The 15,411-nt window shown below is 63.4% G+C and carries 20 protein-coding genes; 8 read left to right on the top strand and 12 right to left on the bottom strand.

Annotation, left to right across the window (positions count from 1 at the left end):
- Positions 1 to 97 precede the first annotated feature (97 nt).
- Entirely contained in the window at positions 98 to 949 is an 852-nt protein-coding gene (locus KTJ77_RS04155; protein WP_367948823.1) for a sulfurtransferase, read from the bottom strand.
- Between the two features lie 257 nt (positions 950 to 1,206).
- Between KTJ77_RS04155 and KTJ77_RS13575 the strand changes: the two genes are divergently transcribed.
- On the top strand, positions 1,207 to 1,335 hold the full coding sequence (locus tag KTJ77_RS13575) for a hypothetical protein (RefSeq protein WP_302180713.1): 129 nt from the start codon (positions 1,207 to 1,209) through the stop codon (positions 1,333 to 1,335).
- Here the strand turns inward: KTJ77_RS13575 and KTJ77_RS04150 are convergent.
- Positions 1,328 to 1,726 (bottom strand): MmcQ/YjbR family DNA-binding protein, encoded by a 399-nt coding sequence (locus KTJ77_RS04150; protein ID WP_217337225.1) that lies wholly within the window; start codon positions 1,724 to 1,726, stop codon positions 1,328 to 1,330. The genes KTJ77_RS13575 and KTJ77_RS04150 overlap by 8 nt on opposite strands.
- 122 nt (positions 1,727 to 1,848) lie before the next feature.
- Here KTJ77_RS04150 and KTJ77_RS04145 point away from each other — a divergent pair, with 122 nt between their 5' ends.
- The gene (locus tag KTJ77_RS04145; RefSeq protein WP_217337224.1) at positions 1,849 to 2,487 is read left to right on the top strand and encodes a 1-acyl-sn-glycerol-3-phosphate acyltransferase; all 639 of its coding nucleotides are present in this window, start codon (positions 1,849 to 1,851) and stop codon (positions 2,485 to 2,487) included.
- A gap of 3 nt (positions 2,488 to 2,490) precedes the next feature.
- Here the strand turns inward: KTJ77_RS04145 and KTJ77_RS04140 are convergent, their stop codons facing one another.
- Positions 2,491 to 4,389, bottom strand: coding sequence for a heavy metal translocating P-type ATPase (locus tag KTJ77_RS04140; RefSeq protein WP_367948822.1), 1,899 nt, complete (start codon positions 4,387 to 4,389; stop codon positions 2,491 to 2,493).
- A 104-nt stretch (positions 4,390 to 4,493) separates the two neighbouring features.
- On the bottom strand, positions 4,494 to 5,069 hold the full coding sequence (locus KTJ77_RS04135) for a hypothetical protein (protein ID WP_217337223.1): 576 nt from the start codon (positions 5,067 to 5,069) through the stop codon (positions 4,494 to 4,496).
- Between the two features lie 109 nt (positions 5,070 to 5,178).
- Between KTJ77_RS04135 and KTJ77_RS13570 the strand changes: the two genes are divergently transcribed.
- The gene (locus KTJ77_RS13570; protein ID WP_217337222.1) at positions 5,179 to 6,129 is read left to right on the top strand and encodes an NADP-dependent oxidoreductase; all 951 of its coding nucleotides are present in this window, start codon (positions 5,179 to 5,181) and stop codon (positions 6,127 to 6,129) included.
- Here the strand turns inward: KTJ77_RS13570 and KTJ77_RS04125 are convergent, their stop codons facing one another.
- The 3 genes from KTJ77_RS04125 to KTJ77_RS04115 all read right to left on the bottom strand — a co-directional run bounded on the left by KTJ77_RS04125 (position 6,130) and on the right by KTJ77_RS04115 (position 8,952).
- Positions 6,130 to 6,648 carry a hypothetical protein gene (locus tag KTJ77_RS04125; protein WP_217337221.1) on the bottom strand — a complete coding sequence of 173 codons (519 nt, stop codon included), beginning with the start codon at positions 6,646 to 6,648 and terminating at the stop codon, positions 6,130 to 6,132.
- Between the two features lie 38 nt (positions 6,649 to 6,686).
- Positions 6,687 to 7,172: a hypothetical protein gene (locus KTJ77_RS04120; protein ID WP_217337220.1), complete on the bottom strand. Its 486-nt coding sequence runs from the start codon at positions 7,170 to 7,172 to the stop codon at positions 6,687 to 6,689.
- Positions 7,173 to 7,287: 115 nt separating this feature from the next.
- A complete protein-coding gene (locus tag KTJ77_RS04115) occupies positions 7,288 to 8,952 on the bottom strand; it encodes an ABC-F family ATP-binding cassette domain-containing protein (RefSeq protein WP_217337219.1) in 1,665 nt (554 codons plus the stop codon).
- 54 nt (positions 8,953 to 9,006) lie between these two features.
- On the opposite strand from KTJ77_RS04115, the gene arfB reads away from it, so the two are divergent.
- Positions 9,007 to 9,450: an alternative ribosome rescue aminoacyl-tRNA hydrolase ArfB gene (gene arfB / locus KTJ77_RS04110; protein ID WP_217337218.1), complete on the top strand. Its 444-nt coding sequence runs from the start codon at positions 9,007 to 9,009 to the stop codon at positions 9,448 to 9,450.
- A gap of 4 nt (positions 9,451 to 9,454) precedes the next feature.
- Here the strand turns inward: arfB and KTJ77_RS04105 are convergent, their stop codons facing one another.
- The gene (locus KTJ77_RS04105; RefSeq protein ID WP_367948821.1) at positions 9,455 to 10,018 is read right to left on the bottom strand and encodes a HEAT repeat domain-containing protein; all 564 of its coding nucleotides are present in this window, start codon (positions 10,016 to 10,018) and stop codon (positions 9,455 to 9,457) included.
- Between the two features lie 110 nt (positions 10,019 to 10,128).
- Positions 10,129 to 11,325: an MFS transporter gene (locus KTJ77_RS04100; RefSeq protein ID WP_217337217.1), complete on the bottom strand. Its 1,197-nt coding sequence runs from the start codon at positions 11,323 to 11,325 to the stop codon at positions 10,129 to 10,131.
- A 162-nt stretch (positions 11,326 to 11,487) separates the two neighbouring features.
- Between KTJ77_RS04100 and KTJ77_RS04095 the strand changes: the two genes are divergently transcribed.
- Positions 11,488 to 11,829 (top strand): YciI family protein, encoded by a 342-nt coding sequence (locus tag KTJ77_RS04095; RefSeq protein WP_217337216.1) that lies wholly within the window; start codon positions 11,488 to 11,490, stop codon positions 11,827 to 11,829.
- An 83-nt stretch (positions 11,830 to 11,912) separates the two neighbouring features.
- On the opposite strand, the gene KTJ77_RS04090 is transcribed toward KTJ77_RS04095, so the two are convergent.
- Together KTJ77_RS04090 and KTJ77_RS04085 are read right to left on the bottom strand one after the other, a co-directional pair.
- The gene (locus tag KTJ77_RS04090; RefSeq protein WP_254367362.1) at positions 11,913 to 12,155 is read right to left on the bottom strand and encodes a hypothetical protein; all 243 of its coding nucleotides are present in this window, start codon (positions 12,153 to 12,155) and stop codon (positions 11,913 to 11,915) included.
- A gap of 63 nt (positions 12,156 to 12,218) precedes the next feature.
- Positions 12,219 to 12,737: a hypothetical protein gene (locus KTJ77_RS04085; protein WP_217337215.1), complete on the bottom strand. Its 519-nt coding sequence runs from the start codon at positions 12,735 to 12,737 to the stop codon at positions 12,219 to 12,221.
- Positions 12,738 to 13,040: 303 nt separating this feature from the next.
- Here KTJ77_RS04085 and KTJ77_RS04080 point away from each other — a divergent pair, with 303 nt between their 5' ends.
- The 3 genes from KTJ77_RS04080 (at position 13,041) to KTJ77_RS04070 (ending at position 14,202) form a co-directional block, all read left to right on the top strand.
- Positions 13,041 to 13,322 carry a cupin domain-containing protein gene (locus KTJ77_RS04080; RefSeq protein ID WP_217337214.1) on the top strand — a complete coding sequence of 94 codons (282 nt, stop codon included), beginning with the start codon at positions 13,041 to 13,043 and terminating at the stop codon, positions 13,320 to 13,322.
- Between the two features lie 85 nt (positions 13,323 to 13,407).
- Positions 13,408 to 13,923: a hypothetical protein gene (locus KTJ77_RS04075; RefSeq protein ID WP_217337213.1), complete on the top strand. Its 516-nt coding sequence runs from the start codon at positions 13,408 to 13,410 to the stop codon at positions 13,921 to 13,923.
- A gap of 3 nt (positions 13,924 to 13,926) precedes the next feature.
- Positions 13,927 to 14,202 (top strand): tetratricopeptide repeat protein, encoded by a 276-nt coding sequence (locus KTJ77_RS04070; RefSeq protein WP_217337212.1) that lies wholly within the window; start codon positions 13,927 to 13,929, stop codon positions 14,200 to 14,202.
- Positions 14,203 to 14,374: 172 nt separating this feature from the next.
- On the opposite strand, the gene KTJ77_RS04065 is transcribed toward KTJ77_RS04070, so the two are convergent.
- On the bottom strand, positions 14,375 to 14,872 hold the full coding sequence (locus KTJ77_RS04065; RefSeq protein WP_217337211.1) for a tetratricopeptide repeat protein: 498 nt from the start codon (positions 14,870 to 14,872) through the stop codon (positions 14,375 to 14,377).
- Between the last annotated feature and the right edge of the window lie 539 nt (positions 14,873 to 15,411).

Here is a 15,411-nt window from a genome sequence, read left to right as displayed (position 1 = left end):
AGGAGCACTGTTCGCTCGCCGAAACGCAAAAAGTCACGCAGTTTCACGTTGTGACACGGTGCGAAACGTGTCGTCACGCCACGTCACAAAACGCCGACTAGATACGCGTGCGGGTACCGTCTGCGGCGTCGCCCTCGACTGCCCAGCGCCCGCGGGCGTGCTGCCACTGTGACCAGCCGCCGGGAAAGAGCGCAATGTCGAGGCCGATGAGCCAGCCCGCGAAGATCGTGTGGGTGGCGGCGATACCGGAACCGCAATAGGCGATGGCCTGCGTCTGTGCTCCGATGCCCTGTGCCGCGAACAGTCGCGAAATGACCTCAGGAGAACGGAACCGTCCGGCATCCAGGTGGGTGGTCGTTGGCAGATTGATGGCACCCGGAATGTGCCCGCTCACGCGCTCCCCCGTCGCCGGTGCGCCCCGATACCGCTCCGGCGCACGCACGTCGAGCAGGATGGTTCCGGGTGCAGGCGGATCCACGCGATCAATACCGACAATCGGTGCCGTGAGCGGGCTGAGAATCGCAGTGCCAGGTGGCGGCTGCGCATCCCCCGTCACCAGGTCATACCCGGCCGCGAGCCAGGCTCGAAGCCCGCCATCGAGGATGCGCACGTCGGCGACCGACGAGTTCACCAGGAGCCACCAGGCACGAGCCGCGGCAACCGACTGCAGGTCGTCGTAGATGACCACAATGTCGTCGGGCTGGAGGCCCCATCGTCGTGCGGCGCGCTGCAGCCTGCGGTGGGTGGGCAACGGATGCCGCCCCCACTGCGGGTCTGGCCGCTCGGCAAGTTCTGCCTCCAGGTCGACGTAGATCGCGCCCGGGATGTGGCCATCTAGATATGCCGGACGCCCCTCGGGCTCGTCCAGGCGCCACCGCACGTCAAGCAGACATACTCCGGCACCCGTTTGCCTGAGGGCCACGAGTTCGTCCGGAGTGATGAGTGTCACCCCAGCATCGTCACTCCACCACGGACGCGGTGCGCTTTGTGACGACACATGCCGCAATACGCCGTCACATGTCGGGCCCCCCTGGTTCCGTCCGCTCCTGCTTCCTGGATCCGTCATTCCTGGTTCCGCCCCCATGATGCCCCTGCTCGGGTTCCGTTGCTCGGGTTCCGCTGCTCGGGTTCCGCTGCTCGGGTTCCACTGCGTCACTCGCCACCGGTGCCGGCCTCGCATTGGTGCTGGATTACCGTCTGCTGATCGTGAGCGCCGCCATCGTCATGCTCGGCTGCGCCGCGAGCCTGTTGATGTCGCGTCTGCTAGACCCTGTCGACGTCGAGTCGGTCGCCGCGACAGCGAATCTGGCTGAGGCTATCGAGCCGGCTAATTGACCGCGGGGTGTTGGGCGTCGTATTCGCGGCGCAAGTATTGCGGTGCTTGGAGGCGCCACGCCTCGATGACCAACTCCCCCAAGTGGTCGACGTCGATCCCCTCCATGCGGAACGCGATCTTTGGTTCCGACCACTTCGTCGTTTCGGGCAGAAAGACGGCGGGATTCATGTGCCGTAACGCGCGGGCCTCAATCTGGTCGGATATTTTAACGACAAGAACGAGTTCGTTCGCGATGATTTCGCGCGCGGCCGCTGGAATGCTCGGCCAGGGATGGCCCTCCCACGCGAAGATCTTGTTACGCACAAACCAGGCTGCACCGCCCGTTGTGGCGCGCTCTTCGCTGCCGGGCAGCTCAGCTGCAATTCGCCGCACGTCGCTCAGGGTCGCCATGCGCACGACGATACAAGCGGGCACCGACACTCAGCACACGCATCACAAAGCGTGCGCTAATCGTGATCGGTATTGCCGCAATCTCGCCCTTAGGACCTCAGCGGGTGTCGTAGCGTGGAAAGATGACCCGATTCCTTGCGCGCGTGTACTGGTCGTTGTCACGGTGGAAGCTTGTGACGCGCCCCGCCCCCGACCGCCCGACCATTCTGCTGGGCGCTCCGCACACGTCGAACTGGGATTTCGTTCTCATGCTCGCGATCTCTTGGCGGCTGCGCATCGATGTGCGCTGGCTCGGCAAAGACAGCCTGTTCACGGGCTGGCGCGGGCCGATCATGCGAAAGCTCGGCGGCATTCCGGTCGACCGGAAGAATCCCGCTGGCCTCGTCGATGAGGTTGTTTCTCGTATCAAGTCCGGTGAAGTCTTCAGCTTGGTCGTAACGCCTGACGGCACGCGCAAGGGGCACTCGTACTGGAAGAGCGGCTTCTACCGCATTGCCCGCGAGACCGGCATGCCCGTGACGCTCGGATACGTTGACCGCACGACGATGACGACGGGTCTCGGCCCGACGCTGGAACTCACCGGTGATCTGCCCGCCGACATGGACAAGATCCGCGCGTTTTACGCTGACAAGTCGGGCCTGCGCCCGGAGCACCGCGTAGAGCCGCGTCTGCGTGAAGAGCTCGCCCCCGAAGCCGCCGTCACCCCCGAAACCAGCACCCCCGAAGCCGCTGCACCCGAAACCGCCGAGTCTGCCCCGTAGTCGTTACACGCCACGAGCGCTGAGCACGGCGGGCGCGGCTGCCGCAGGGACAACTTTCGGCTCTTTGGATCCTGGGCGCATCGCGCGTAGCGAGTTGAGGATCGACACCACATCGACGACCTCCTGCAGCAGCGCGCCGATCACGGCGGGAATCACACCGAAAGCCGCGACCAGCATCAGGACAACTGACAAAACGATGCCGGCCCAAATCGACTCTTTAGCGACGCGCATCGTGCGATGACCGACCGCGACAGCGGTGACCACCTGCGAAATGTCATCCTTCAGAATGACAACGTCGGCCGTCTCCGATGCCGCCGTTGCGCCGCGCGCACCCATCGCGATCCCGACGTCTGCTGAGGCCAAGACCGGCGCGTCGTTCACACCATCACCAACCATAAGGACCGGTTTGGGCTGAGCATCCATGAGCAGTCGCACCTTGTCGGCCGGCAACAGATCGGCGTGGACTTCGTCGATGCCCGCCTGGTGAGCGATGTACGTCGCCGTCGCGGCAGCGTCGCCGGTCAGCATCATGCGGCGCTCGACGCCCCATCGCGTCAAGGCGTCCAGGGTCGCGCCAGCGTTCTCGCGCAGCTTGTCAGACAAAATCAGGGTGCCAGCAAACGCCCCGTCGATACCGACATAGACGGCCGACTCCCCCGGCGACAGCTCAGCGGTCGTCACGCCCGTGGTGTGTTCGGCAACGTAAGCACGCTTGCCGACGATCACGAGTTTGTCTTCAAGATGTGCGGTGACGCCATTCGTGGCTTCCTCTTTGGCATCCGCCGCCGTCGTCAATGAGAAGCCGCGCTTGAGCGCCTCTACCTTGATCGATTCCGCCAGCACGTGCACGGAGTACTGCTCGGCAGATGCCGCGAGCTGCAGCAAATCATCGCTCGATATGCCGGCGTGAGCGGGCTGGATGCGCAGCAGCTCTGGGCGACCGTACGTCAGGGTTCCGGTCTTGTCGAAGCCCGCGGTCTTGATGTTCGCCAGTGTCTCCAAGGTTCCGCCCGATTTCACGATGACCCCCGCCTTTGCGGCTCGCGACATGCCGCCAAGGAAAGCCACGGGCGCAGCGATCAAGAGCGGGCACGGGGTGGCAACAACCAACACCTCGGCAAACCGAACCGGGTCGCCAGATACCCACCACGCGATGCCCGCGATCAGCAGAGCAACGGCGGTGAACGGAACCGCATAACGGTCAGCGAGACGCACCATCGGGGCGCGCGACTCGGAGGCTTCGCGCACGAGATCGAGGATGCGTGCATATTGCGAGTCTTGCGCAGTTGCAGTGGCCTCGATGATGACAGCTCGCTGGCCGTTGAGAGAGCCAGACATGATGCTGTCGCCGACACCCTTCGTCACCGGAAGTGATTCACCGGTGAGGGAAGACTCGTCAAAGTCGGCGCGCTGGTTACTCTCGCCTGCGCCAGCTGTCATGGTTCCGTCAACCGGTACCACTTCCGCAGGGCGCACCAACAGGCGATCCCCAATCGCGACCTCGTCGAGCGGAATATCGCGGGCGTTCCCCGTCGCATCCACCACGTGCGCGACTTGCGGGGCACGTTCGAGGAGCGCCGAGAGGCTGCGCTTGGCGCGGTTGGAGGCGTAATCTTCGAGCGCTTCACCGCCGGTGAGCATAAGGCACACGATGAGCGCGGCAATATATTCCCCCACGAGAATGGTCGAAACGATTGCCGTCAGCGCGAGGATGTCGATGCCCCAGTGGCCGCGCAACAGGTCTTTCACCATGCCGACAGACACCCGCGCGATGACCGCAACAGCGAAAATCGTGGCGACCCAGCGTGCGGCGCTACTTGCGTCTATCCACTCGAGAACCAGCGTCGCCACCAGCGCCACAAGTGTCGCGATGACCCACGGATACGACTTCACAATGCGCACTACGACTCCTCAGCGTCCGGCTCTGCGTCCAGTCTGGCCTGGTTGACACGCGGTTGCCAGCACGATGAGCCGGGAAATTATGGGACTCGAGCAAGCCGCCGGCGTCACCGTGTGACGAACACCCACGTCACGACGGCGATGGGCAGCACGATTCCGACGCCCACAAATACCGGCCAGCTGAGAGACTCGACAAAGCCAGCGGAACCAGGAACGCGGGCACGAGCGCGGGCAGGAGTGATGGGGTCAGCCACCACCTCGACATCGACGCCGTGACCTCGGAGCTGATCGGCGACGGCAGAGCCATGCGGTGAGATGAACACGTTCGCGCCATTGTTGAGGTGAAGGACGATCCGGTGTGCGCCCGTCCCCCCGCCCCGCGAAGGCAACAGGAGATTGCGAAAGTACGTGACGGTGCGAATATCGACCAGCGGAATGACGCGGGGCGGGGCGAGCGCGGGGCGCAACAACACCCGTTCCTCGTCGGCCACCGCCTCGCCGTAGCGCCATCCAAAAAACACCAGCAACAGACCGAAGACGTAAGCACACAGCATGCCGACGGCGGCTAACGGAACGCTCATCCCCTCAGCCTCGCTGCGAACCCCGACGTACAGCCAGATCCCGCACCCGACGAGCACGATCACCGTCACGGCGAACAGTATGCGGGTCAGGAAGACGTTCACGGCGCCACCCTACCCGTATGCGGAGCGCGAGCACGAACGCATCCGGGATTGACCACCATACGTTGAGCGGCACTCGCCCGACCCGTTGTGATCGTGCCAAAGTAGGAGTATGCCTACGCCTGCAACCATGCGCACTTCGATTCAGCATTCGCTTGGTGGTCCCGAGGTTCTCGAGATCATTACTGTCGCGCGCCCCGAGCCGCGACCCAACGAGATTCTCGTGCGGGTTCATGCTGCGGGTCTCAATCCAACGGACTTCAAGCACCGTGCGGCGAAGCGTTTTGTCGAAGACCCGCCTTTCACGCTGGGGTGGGATGTCTCAGGCGTCGTGGAAGCCGTCGGCGTTGGTGTTGCCCGATTTACCGTCGGCGATGAGGTCATCGCAATGTTGCCATACCCGTACGGGCATGGTTCGCACGCCGATTATGTATCGGCTCCTGCGCGCTTGTTTGTCACGAAGCCCGCGTCTGTCGATCATGTGCAGGCGGGCGCCCTTCCCCTCGTTTCTCTGACCGCGTGGCAAGCACTCGTCGAATATGCAGATGTTCAGCCCGGGCAGCGCGTGCTGATTCATGCGGCGGCTGGTGGCGTGGGCCACGTTGCCGTGCAGATCGCGAAGGCGCGGGGTGCGTACGTGATCGGAACCGCGAGTGCGGCAAAGCACGATTTCTTGCGCAGTTTGGGTGCTGACGAAACGATCGACTATCAAACGCAAGACTTTGCTGAGCTCGCGCACGATATCGATGTCGTGCTTGACACTCTCGGCGGCGAGATCGGGTTGCGTTCGCTGCGCACCCTCCGCCCCGGTGGCATCGTTGTCTCGATCGTGCCTCTTGGTTCCGACGATTTCTACCGCGATGCCGATGAGCTCGGCGTGCGCGCGGTGCGGATGCTGGTGGATTCGTCACGCAGCAATCTCGTCTCGATTGCTGAACTCGTCGATGCCGGAAAATTGCGCGCGACGATTGCCGCGACTTTCCCGCTTGAGCACCTTGCCGACGCGCACCGACTGGGCGAGACGGGCCGCACCGCAGGCAAGATCGTCATCACGATGGTTTAGCTACTGCGGGAATCCTCGGCCAGGAAACTGCGTTCGCGGACGTTTTTGCCGGATTGGAGTCTTGGGAACGAGTCGCGCCTGACTCATTTTCAACAGCACATTCGCCCCGTACCCGACGAGTCCTGCGGTGAATGCCGCAAAGATCACGTAGAAGAACAGCGATGCGATGTCTTCTTGCGAGGTCAATCGGTTCACGATGGCGAGAGCCAGCCACAGGACGATGACACCGGCAACCGCACCCATGGTTCCGCCGGTTACCCATACTTCCAGCTCATGCTTGCGGTGTCGGTTTCGGTCGCCGATGAGCACGAGAACTGTGCCGCCGATCAGGGCTGCGAGTACGAGTGCACAGCCGGCAAGCGCGCCGAGGCCCAGCATCGCCCAGAATTCTGTGGCTGTGTTGGCTGCTTGAGGGTCTCGGTTACCGACCAGAAACATCGCCACGGCGATGCCGATACCGCCCGCGATCCCCAGCGGTAACGCCCACACGACTGCGAATCCGTACCGCTTCCACCCCATGCCCCCAGCGTAGTCGCGCGGATCGTCCGCCAAGACCGTCAGGCGGCGGCTTCTTGCGCCGTGTCGGCGGCGACAGCGGCAAAGCGAGCACGGCACTTATCGAGCAGGATCGTCGCGGCGACACACGTCACAATCGCGGCGATGATCCCGGGCATCAACAGAAACGACAGCAGACCCCACCATGTTGATGCGCCGATACCGCCGATGCCGCCGATGAGCAGAAACAGCACAAGCACACCGCCGGTTGCTCCGAGGCTGCCACCATAGACCCACACCCGGGGCGCATCCTGCGATCGTCGATCAGCAAGCCAGACGGTGAGCAGTCCTCCCAGCAACCCCGCGAGCGCGATGACGGCACCGATGGCGGCATACATCACCGTGGCGAACCCCCACGCTGTCCAGCTCAGCTGGGCGGTATTGCCGGCAACGAAGCTGAAGATAACGATCAATAGTGCGCCCAGGATGCCAATCAAGGCGCCGACGGGGATGGCCCAGACCATCGCAAACCGATACTGCGCGAACATGCCCCCAGCATAGTCACGCCGCCCGCTCAGGGCGTCGCAGTCGCTTGCCCCCGGCTGATCCGTGAGACGGGATGAGCGTGCCAGACGGCGGCCAGCGGAACCACGAAGGCACCGGTCACCACTCAGTGACGCGCCCCGCTTCAACGCGCCATCGGCGGTTCGTGCGCACGGTGTCGAGCATGCGGCGGTCGTGCGTCACCAGCAGAAGCGTGCCGTCGTATGACTCGAGGGCCGTCTCCAACTGCTCAATTGCGGCCAGATCAAGGTGGTTCGTGGGCTCATCGAGCACGAGTAGGTTGACGCCGCGCGCTTGCAATAGAGCAAGCCCCGCACGGGTGCGCTCCCCCGGTGAAAGCCCGTCAACGGGCCGCGTGACGTGATCGGCCTTCAGACCGAACTTTGCCAGCAGCGTGCGCACTTCGTCTGCCGCCATCTCGGGGACGAGTCCTTCAAAAACCGTGGCCAATGGTTCCGGGCCGACTAGCAACGACCGCGCCTGATCGATCTCGCCAATCTGAACGTTGGAACCCAGGGCTGCGCTACCGGCGTCGGGCGCGCGGTGCCCAAGGAGCATGCGCAGAAGCGTCGACTTTCCGGCGCCGTTTGGCCCGGTGATGCCGATGCGATCGCCACCATTCACCTGCAGTGAGACGGGGCCGAGCACGAAAGAGCCCTGCTGGATGACGGCTTCGTTGAGGGTGGAGACAACGGAACCAGAGCGCGGCGCTGCGGCGATTTCAAACTGCAGTTGCCATTCCTTTCGCGGCTCGTCGACCTCGTCGAGCCGCGCGATGCGGCTCTCCATTTGCCGCACCTTCTGTGCCTGCTTTTCGCTGGACTCGGTCGATGCTTTGCGGCGCAGCTTGTCACTGTCTGGCGCCTTCTTCATCGCGTTGCGCACACCCTGACTTGACCATTCGCGTTGCACCCGGGCGCGCGAAACGAGGTCGGCCTTCTTGTCCGCGAACTCGTCGTACTTTTCGCGGGCATGACGGCGCAGGGTGGCCCGCTCTTCCAGATAGGAGTCGTAGCCGCCGCCGTAGATGCGGTTGGAGTTTTGCGCGAGGTCAAGTTCGAGCACGCGCGTCACGCACCGCGCGAGAAACTCACGGTCGTGACTGACCAACACCACGCCACCACGCAGCCCCTGCACAAACGCTTCGAGCCGTTCGAGGCCATCGAGGTCAAGGTCGTTTGTCGGCTCATCCAGCAGCACAACGTCGAACCGCGACAGTAAGAGTGCTGCCAGCCCGACTCGAGCGGCTTGACCGCCGGACAGCGACGTCATCAGCGCAGCACCAGCACCGGCATCACCGAACGACAGCCCCAGTTCAGCGAGCACGGCAGGAATGCGCTCTTCAAGGTCAGCCGCCCCGCTGGCAAGCCACCGCTCGAGCGCGTTCGAGTACGCATCGGCGGGGTCAATACCGTCGATCGCAAGCGCGGGGTCGGCGAGCGCTGCGGCCGCCGCATCCATCTCCGCGGTCGCCGCCGCACATCCGGTGCGCCGGCCGATATACGCCTCGACGGTCTCACCGGCCACGCGCTCATGCTCCTGCGGGAGCCAGCCGACGAATGCGTCTGCTGGTGCCAGCGAAACGGTTCCGGCTTGCGGCTCGGCAACACCGGCAAGCAGGCGCAATAGCGTTGATTTTCCTGCGCCGTTCACGCCGACGACTCCCACAACATCGCCCGGCGAGACGGTGAGATCGAGATCAGTAAATAGCGTGCGGTGGCCATGGCCACCGGCGATACCCCGGGCGACGAGTGTTGCGGTCATCATTCAATCCTGCCATCGAGCGCGCCGCCAGCCGGACTACGTGAGAATAGACGGGTGGATGATCTGCGAGTACTTCCCGGCCCCGGTGCGCCGCGCGGTCTCACGATTGCCGCGCACGAGCTGGATGAGCGCTTTTCGCGATCTTCCGGGCCCGGCGGTCAGGGCGTGAACACCACCGACTCTCGGGTGCAGCTGAGCTTCGACATCGGAACCACGACAGCGTTGGATGAGACGCAGCGTGCTCGGGTGTTACGCCAGCTGCAGCCGCGGCTGTCGGGCACGGTGCTCACGATCAGCGCTGAAGAGCATCGCTCGCAGCGCCAAAACCGCGTCGCCGCCCGCACACGTCTGGCAGACTCCCTTCGCGAAGCGCTGGTTCCCGAAGTTTCACGCCGTGCGACACGGCCAACTCATGGTTCCCGTCGTCGACGGCTGGCCGAAAAGCATCAGCGCGGCGAGACGAAGGCTCAGCGGCGACGCCCCTCAGCCCACGATTAGCTGGTCAGTTCTTCGCGGTGCGCTTGCGCAGTGCATCCAGACTGCGCTGCGTCGCGCGGCGCACCTCGATTTCGGGGTCTTTGAGAAGTGCGCGCAGGGCGTCGATGTGGTCAGCGGAACCTAGGGTGCTGAGTGCGGTGGCGGCGGCGGCCCGCACACGTGGAACCTCGTCGCCGAGCAGCGCCACAAGCTTGGTGGTGGCCGCAAGGTTACGAGCCGCGACAAGACGCGCGGCCATCTCGCGCACGCGCCACGCCGAGTTGCTGAGCGCACCGATCATCAACGCCCGAGCGCTGTCATCAATAACCGAGTCGTCCCAGACGTGCAGCAGGGCGCGAGCACCCCAGAGTTCGGGCCAGTACAGCACCGGGGCACCGTCAAGAATGCCCTGCGCATGCGCACCGCCAACGTAGAGCAAGAACTCTTCGCTCTCATGGTTACCAGCGAGTAGCGACAGCGCGAGCGTCACCACATCGCGCTGTCCATAGCGCTCAACGGCGGCGGCCAGCCGGCGCTCGGGAGAAAGTTCGACGGGTACGGGTGAGCTGGCTGCAGAATGACGGGACACCCTTCAACTGTACGTCTTCACAATGCATGCAGCCTGTGCCCGCTGTCGTGGTTCCGTCCCGACGTTAGACGCGAATATCTTGCGCGAGCATGACGGTGATGCCGAGGAGATTATGGGCGTGGGGGTCTGCCAACAAAGATGGCAACGATCAGCTGCAGCGTGCCGAAGACGCCGAGCATGATGAGCGGCGCATGCCAGGCCCCTGTTGCTTCGGCGAGGATACCGGCAACGGCGGGGCCACCCGCGGCGAGCAGATACCCGACGCTTTGCGCCATGCCAGATAGCTGCGTCGTTTCGTGTTGCGTGCGCCCGCGCAGGCTCATCAGGGTGAGGGCGACTACGAGGCTCGCCCCCGATCCCAGCCCCATCACGATCGCCCACACGACACCCAGCTCGGGTAGTAGGAGGAAGCCCGCGACGCCGACGAGCGTCGGCACTGTGACGGTGACGGCGGCCGCGACCTGGCTGTCAGGGCGGCGCATCAGCCGCGGGATCGCGAGCCCCGCCACGATGCCGACGATTTGATACAGGAAAAGGTGAAAACCCGCTTGCGCTGGCGGCACGCCGTTGGCCGTTTCGATCGTCGGTAGCCACGTGATCATGAAGTAGAACGTCAGCGACTGCAAGCCCATGAAGGCAGCAACCAGCCACGCCATACCCTGCGTCCACACGTTTCCGCGCGCGTGCAGGTTCGTGTTGCTGGGTGCGGCGAGCGGAACATCGGTGCGCGCCCGCGCGATCCACAACATCGCGACGAGCACGGCCGGCACCGCCCAGAGCGCGAGAGCTCCGCGCCAGCCCCAGCCCAGTGAGGTTGGCACCGCGATCGCCGATGCTGTCGATGCGGTCACGGCGATACATGCCGAGTAGATGCCGGTGGCGAGAGAGATATGGCGCGGGTAGTCGCGCTTAACGATCGTCGGAACCACGACGTTGCCGACGGCGATCGCGGAACCAATAACGATGGTTCCGATCCACAGGCCTGCCGTACCCGCGAAAGAACGGATGAGAATGCCGACGGCAAGAAGGAAAAGCGCTACCAGGAGCGTGCGTTCCAAACCGAACCGGCGGGCCGGGTAGTGCACGAACGGCGACACCGTCGCAAATGCCAGGAGGGGTAGGGCGCCGAGGAGCCCCAGCACGCCTTCATTGACCGCGAGATCAGCGCCGATTCGTGGGAGCAACGGGCCCACTGAGGTCAACGCTGGACGCAGATTGAAGGCCACAAGAAAAATCAGTGCGGCGAGGATCGCTGCGACTGTGGTCTCTTGCGGCGAAATGCGACGACGCGAAAAACGTCGTTTCATTCTGAAGAGTCCGGGCGCGCGTTCGTCACTGTCTCAGGGTATCCCGCTGGCCCCTGGCGTTCTCACGCAGCCCGAATGGCCACCCATGGCCGACGATTTTGGGCGTATTGTCGGCACCGGCGTAGTTTTTGTGCCGACACGGCTTGTTCAATGAGGAGCACCATGACGCAGTACATCATCTATTTCAACCAGACCTGGGTTGGCGATCACTCCGAGGAGTGGTTTATCTCGCGTGGGCCGCTCGCCAACGCCGTCGTCGATGAGATCAAGGCCGCCGGCGCCTACGTTTTCGCAGCCGGTGTTGATGAAGACATGGCGAGCGCATACAGCGCCGACGCCACGAGCGGCGAACTGGTCGTCACCGACGGGCCGTTCACCTCCCCGGACGCGCGGATCGGTGGGCTGACGATCATCGACGTCGCAGACGATGAGACGGCAAAAATGTGGGGAGGAAAAATCGCCGAAGCGTGCGGCTGGCCCCAGGAAGTTCGCCGCGTCTACTGAGTTTTTGCTCGGGGCATCTCAGGCGCGCTTCATCTGTCGTGTTTCCGCATCGGCAGGCGCCAGTGTGCGCAGCGTGACGGAAGTCATGGTTCCGCTCTCTCGATCCGCGGCGCGCGACGCGGCGGCGGTGGCGGGACGGCTTTAGCGAGATGCACGTCGTCAAAAGCGATCTCAACCATGCCCCGACGTGTCTCGATCACGCAGCCATCGTCGCCTCGCTTGCGGAGGTATCCAAGCGCATCTGTGTACCCACCCGGAATCCGGGTGCGCACCGTCATTCGCGTACCGAGCGGGGCGGCCCGGATCAACTCGACAGCTGTGGACATATGCCCATGCTACGAGACTGCGCGTTGTCGGTGATCCAAGGCGAGGTCTCTCTCCGCTCGTCTTCAGGGGGTTGCGGACGGTTTCGCAAAGAGGAATACCTGCTCGGGGCCGAACACGTAGGTGTCGTCGCACCGGTATCCGCGCAGCCACGCCACGTCATCGACCACCCGGAGGTAAAAGCCCTTCGGAAACTCCGCGTCATCGGTGAGCGGTGCCGAGGCGATGGTGACGGAACCCGTGGGCGCGCAATGCGCGGAGAGTTCAGAATCGGGTGCATTCTGTTGCGCGAAAGTCGCAAGGCGGATCCACGGTGCTGCTTCGATCGGCACCAGCGCAAGGCCGAGGTCGTCGGCTATCGCGAAGACCTCGCGAAGTGTGCCGCCATCGGCGAGGCCGAGCTCAGCAACGGAGCGCTCAACCACCACGATTGAGCGTTCATTCGGCGCGTCGAAGGCCCCCTGTCGCATAAGGAGTTCTGCGTGTTCGTTGAGTTGTACGCCAGCAAGCTGCAGTTGCAGCCGCGCCTCGGCTCCAGACGTTCCTCCGAAGCGCACGGTCATGGTTCCGCTCGTCATATCCACTCGGCGAGCCTACTTTGCCGGGGCCAGGGGTAACTCGGAACGGCTATTTGACGTGCTTGTGGGGAGCCGCCGCTGCCTCGATTGCTTCGATTCCGTGCGCCTTTACACCAGCGAGCCACTCATGTTCGAGGCGCGCGTCGCCCTCGTACCGGCATTTGGAGTATTCCGCTCAGGCTGCGCGGACGCGGTCGATCATCGCGTCGTCCCGGCCTGGTTTCCCACATCCATGCCACGCGCCGACCGCGCCCGCTTGCGAACAGCGGAATCCTGCGGCACGGTGGGTCTATCACCGGAGGAGAAGACATGCGCAAGACCGTTGATCTACGTTTCGGCTCGACACTTATGAGCAAGCGGATGGAGGGCACTGACGGCACTGAGTTTCCGCGGCACACTGCTTCGCTCGAGTCAGCACTCGTCATGCTGACCGGCTCGTGCACGATCACCCTGCCTGATGGCGTTCACGACCTCCAGCCCGGCGACACCTTCATTGTGCCGGCCGATGTTGTGCACCACATCGTCGGAACGCCCGCGTTCACAGCCATCCACATCATGCCGAAAGACATTCGCTTCAACTTCGCCGTGTGACCGGGCGGTGGGCGAGGCCCTGGAGAGCGGAACCTCGGCTACTGCGACACGGAGGTGGCATGCTGCTGGGGCTAGACTCGCGGGCATGTCCGCTCCACGCTCTCGCGCGCCCCGTCGGCACAAGCTCCGCGGATGGCTAATTGGGGTGGTGGTGATCGCCGCTCTCCTCGCTGTCCCTTTTGTCAGCCAAGTTGTGGTTGCAACGCAGAACGATGCAATCGCGGAATCGGTGGAGAACGATCTGGTCGCTCTTCCGCTCCCCGCAGACACGCAGTTGGTCGATTCCTACTCAAGCGCCGGCAAGCTCGTGGGCAATGGAAACGGCATGCAATACCTCGGGGTACTAATCATCGAGAGCGATCTGTCTGCTGCAGAGCTCACGTCGTATTACGCCGACCAGGCGCACAGTCTTGGTGAGTCTCGAACCTCCGAGTACCCAACCACCATCGATGTGGAGCAAGGCGACTCGACCCAGCTCCACGCCATCGGCCGCATGTCAGACTTTCTCGCAGAAGCGAGTCAACCGCATCGCTTCGTAGTGCTCATGTGGGGCAGCGCTCCGTCTGAATGGCACGAAGACTGGGACTTACGCGGTCACTGAACTGTGTGCATCAGCGTGCATATCCAGCTAGCCAGCTCGCCACGCCACATCGGAGCTGTGGACGAAGCCGTTTCGATCCTCGAAGTGGAGTCCCCCAGTGGCGTGGACGACGACGCACGGCAGGCATTCCTCGCTCTGGCGTTGTTCGACGCGGGTCGGCACGGCGACGCCTTACCAACGGCGTTGCTCGCACTCATTCCGACACTCGATGGCTACCGAATGGCCCTCACAGAGTATGCAGAAGAGCTGCCGTCAGGTCCCATCGTCGGACAACGGTGACACGGAACAGGATCACACGTTAAAGCGGAACTCCACCGCGTCGCCGCACATACCAACCTTTGAATAGCACGTCTGGCAACTGCGCCAACAATCTCGGCTAGATGTTGCATTAGCACCGCAAACAATGCTCTACCAATACGGGGAACTCACCCTTGGAACTAAGCAGGAACGTCTAACTCTTTTCATCCAGCGAGCGGATATAGGCCGCGTTCCCGCTGATCGCAGGTTTGTACCGTTCAATGTCCGGTGTGCGGACGAACTCCACCAGTACGTCCAGCAGCGTCGCGATGGCCTCATCTAGGTCGCCTGCGGCATGGAGCGTGATTGCCTCAAAAGCGCCCAGCGAAGGTGAGTCTGGGAACCGGCTCCGGGCAGTTGAGAAGATCTCACGGGACTTCTCGTATTCGCCCACGTTCCTCAGGGTTGAGCCGTACTGCACGTAGCAGCGGCGGAGCAGGTCACCCTCCAATCCAGCAGCGAGCGAACGTTCGTAGAAACCCCGGGCTACTTCTTCCTGGCCATCAGTGTCATATGCCCCGCCTAACTCGTAGAGCACACGCGCGTTCCCCGGGTTGGACGCGTAGAGCGGAAGCAACGCATCGATGGTCGGCTGCATGTTATCCCGGTCTCTGGTGGCGAAGATCCGGTCGAGCTCATCGTCTAAAGGCATGGCGCTCAGTCTTCCACGAACCAAGCCCGGCTCGTCGCACTCGCGGTGCTCGCCACGAGCCTGCAACTACTGCTTATCTACGGTTAGTTGAGCAAAATCGAGCAAGCTTCATGGCTCTGAACGATGCAGGAGGTTTAAGACCCAGCGGAAATACGCTGACGCATGCTCACCTGTTCAGACACTAAAGCGCAAACCTAAACTCAACCACGTCGCCGCACAAACCAACCTCTGGATCTACAAGGTCACCTCGAGCTGATACCAAGGCTGCACGCTCGACGGACAGCAGGAGGCAGACCACGACGTTCTCGAAGTCACCGCTCCGCTCGTGCTCGGCGGATGCGAGGGAGTATCTCGACTGTGATGATCAACGCCGCGCAGGCGACCCCCATGCCGAGCACGGACCAACCTATCCACCATGCATCGGCCTCATCTTCCACGCGCATGCCACCGCCGCCTCTACCCGGAAATCTCCAACCGACGGTGTACGCGGGGTACAACAGGGCGACCAGCCCCCATCCGATGAGCATGAACCACAGCGC

This window comes from Microbacterium sp. NC79 (assembly GCF_019061125.1).
In the GTDB taxonomy this organism is placed as follows: Bacteria; Actinomycetota; Actinomycetes; order Actinomycetales; family Microbacteriaceae; genus Microbacterium.
Note: the sequence above shows the minus strand (reverse complement) of the source record. Positions and strands in the feature narration are given on the sequence as shown.

What these genes read in the sequence shown, in the direction of transcription:
- KTJ77_RS04150 (WP_217337225.1), bottom strand. Translation starts at nt 1,726, where the DNA reads ATGGCGACCCTGAGCGACGTGCGGCGAATTGCAGCTGAGCTGCCCGGC.
- KTJ77_RS04145 (WP_217337224.1), top strand. Translation starts at nt 1,849, where the DNA reads ATGACCCGATTCCTTGCGCGCGTGTACTGGTCGTTGTCACGGTGGAAG.
- KTJ77_RS13570 (WP_217337222.1), top strand. Translation starts at nt 5,179, where the DNA reads ATGCCTACGCCTGCAACCATGCGCACTTCGATTCAGCATTCGCTTGGT.
- KTJ77_RS04125 (WP_217337221.1), bottom strand. Translation starts at nt 6,648, where the DNA reads ATGGGGTGGAAGCGGTACGGATTCGCAGTCGTGTGGGCGTTACCGCTG.
- KTJ77_RS04120 (WP_217337220.1), bottom strand. Translation starts at nt 7,172, where the DNA reads ATGTTCGCGCAGTATCGGTTTGCGATGGTCTGGGCCATCCCCGTCGGC.
- KTJ77_RS04115 (WP_217337219.1), bottom strand. Translation starts at nt 8,952, where the DNA reads ATGACCGCAACACTCGTCGCCCGGGGTATCGCCGGTGGCCATGGCCAC.
- KTJ77_RS04100 (WP_217337217.1), bottom strand. Translation starts at nt 11,325, where the DNA reads ATGAAACGACGTTTTTCGCGTCGTCGCATTTCGCCGCAAGAGACCACA.
- KTJ77_RS04095 (WP_217337216.1), top strand. Translation starts at nt 11,488, where the DNA reads ATGACGCAGTACATCATCTATTTCAACCAGACCTGGGTTGGCGATCAC.
- KTJ77_RS04090 (WP_254367362.1), bottom strand. Translation starts at nt 12,155, where the DNA reads ATGTCCACAGCTGTCGAGTTGATCCGGGCCGCCCCGCTCGGTACGCGA.
- KTJ77_RS04080 (WP_217337214.1), top strand. Translation starts at nt 13,041, where the DNA reads ATGCGCAAGACCGTTGATCTACGTTTCGGCTCGACACTTATGAGCAAG.
- KTJ77_RS04075 (WP_217337213.1), top strand. Translation starts at nt 13,408, where the DNA reads ATGTCCGCTCCACGCTCTCGCGCGCCCCGTCGGCACAAGCTCCGCGGA.
- KTJ77_RS04065 (WP_217337211.1), bottom strand. Translation starts at nt 14,872, where the DNA reads ATGCCTTTAGACGATGAGCTCGACCGGATCTTCGCCACCAGAGACCGG.